We start from the raw sequence: 1,910 nt of genomic DNA on the forward strand, positions 1-1,910 counted from the left end.
ACAGGTGGTGCATGGTTGTCGTCAGCTCGTGTCGTGAGATGTTGGGTTAAGTCCCGCAACGAGCGCAACCCCTATCCTTAGTAGCCAGCACGTAATGGTGGGCACTCTGAGGAGACTGCCAGGGATAACCTGGAGGAAGGCGGGGATGACGTCAAATCATCATGCCCCTTATGATTTGGGCTACACACGTGCTACAATGGCGTAAACAAAGGGAAGCGAACCTGTGAGGGTGGGCAAATCTCAAAAATAACGTCCCAGTTCGGACTGCAGTCTGCAACTCGACTGCACGAAGCTGGAATCGCTAGTAATCGCGGATCAGAATGCCGCGGTGAATACGTTCCCGGGTCTTGTACACACCGCCCGTCACACCATGGGAGTCAGTAACGCCCGAAGTCAGTGACCTAACCGCAAGGGAGGAGCTGCCGAAGGCGGGACCGATGACTGGGGTGAAGTCGTAACAAGGTAGCCGTATCGGAAGGTGCGGCTGGATCACCTCCTTTCTAAGGAAGAAGTAGAGAAGAAAAATGTGTTTTACTGTTGAGTTATCAAGGAAAGACAATTAAATATTTCCGGTGTCGATGCGCTTAGGGGAAACACCCGTTCCCATCCCGAACACGACGGTTAAGACCTAAGCGGCCGATGGTACTGCATTGGAGACGATGTGGGAGAGCAGGTGGGCGCCAGATTATGGGGATGTAGCTCAGTTGGGAGAGCACCTGCCTTGCAAGCAGGGGGTCGAGAGTTCGAATCTCTTCATCTCCACTGCCAGAGATGGCAAATGGGCTTATAGCTCAGCTGGTTAGAGCGCACGCCTGATAAGCGTGAGGTCGGTGGTTCGAGTCCACTTAAGCCCATAGGTTTAAATGAACCTGAGCCAATTGAATATAACTGTGAGTTATGGGCAAAGGTCCACTTAAGCCCATAGGCTTAAATCTTTATTAGCCGTGAGGTTAAGTGATTAAGCCTTTGATTGTACCTTGAAAACTGCATACATGTAGTATGATGAAAATCATACATCCTTGATATAAAACGTTAAAACGTAAGATAGGAAGACATCGATTTAGTCTGTGAGAGCAGACAAAGATCAACAATGAGAATCAAAAGACCGCATCACCTACGCTAGGGTGATGAGCGAAAGGTCAAGCAATAAGGGCACAGGGCGGATGCCTTGGCACTAAGAGCCGAAGAAAGACGTGATAAGCTGCGATAAGCTTCGGGGAGGAGCAAATATCCTTTGATCCGGAGATCTCTGAATGGGGAAACCCGGCAGAGCACACCTCTGTCATCCATACGCCAATCCATAACGTATGGAAGGGAACCCGGGGAACTGAAACATCTAAGTACCCGGAGGAAAAGAAAGAAAACTCGATTCTGCAAGTAGCGGCGAGCGAACGCGGAAGAGCCTAAACCGGAATGCGTGCATTCCGGGGTTACGGACTGCATGTAAGATTCTTGGAAGCTAACAGAACGGTTTTGGGAAAGCCGGCCGAAGAGGGTGAAAGCCCCGTATGTGAAAGCAGATGAGACTGAGCAGGATCCAGAGTACCACGAGACACGAGAAACCTTGTGGGAAGTCAGGGGGACCACCCCCTAAGGCTAAATACTACTTAGTGACCGATAGCGCATAGTACTGTGAAGGAAAGGTGAAAAGGACCCCGGGAGGGGAGTGAAAGAGAACCTGAAACCCTGTGTCTACAAGCTGTGGGAGCACCTTATGCGTGCAACCGCGTACTTTTTGTAGAACGGTCCGGCGAGTTACGCTTACTGGCAAGGTTAAGTCCTTAAGGGACGGAGCCGTAGGGAAACCAAGTCTTAACAGGGCCTTAAGTCAGTAGGAGTAGACCCGAAACCGGGTGATCTACCCATGTCCAGGATGAAGCTGCCGTAAGAGGCAGTGGAGGTCCGGACCC

Annotated in this window: 2 tRNA genes and 3 rRNA genes; all 5 read left to right on the forward strand. The window is 50.9% G+C overall.

The features are described from left to right. A 16S ribosomal RNA gene (locus AB5170_RS22355) occupies positions 1–500 on the forward strand; the annotation flags it as partial. A gap of 68 nt (positions 501–568) precedes the next feature. After that, positions 569–686, forward strand: a 5S ribosomal RNA gene (rrf, locus tag AB5170_RS22360). Positions 687–689: 3 nt separating this feature from the next. Further along, positions 690–762: transfer RNA gene (locus AB5170_RS22365), tRNA-Ala, on the forward strand. 18 nt (positions 763–780) lie between these two features. After that, positions 781–854: transfer RNA gene (locus AB5170_RS22370), tRNA-Ile, on the forward strand. A 283-nt stretch (positions 855–1,137) separates the two neighbouring features. After that, positions 1,138–1,910: ribosomal RNA gene (locus AB5170_RS22375) — 23S ribosomal RNA — on the forward strand; the annotation flags it as partial.

The sequence above is a fragment of the Ruminococcus sp. RTP21484sp1_RTP21281st1_A8_RTP21281_210402 genome, from assembly GCF_040914025.1.
Classification (GTDB): domain Bacteria; phylum Bacillota; class Clostridia; order Lachnospirales; family Lachnospiraceae; genus Blautia_A; species Blautia_A faecis.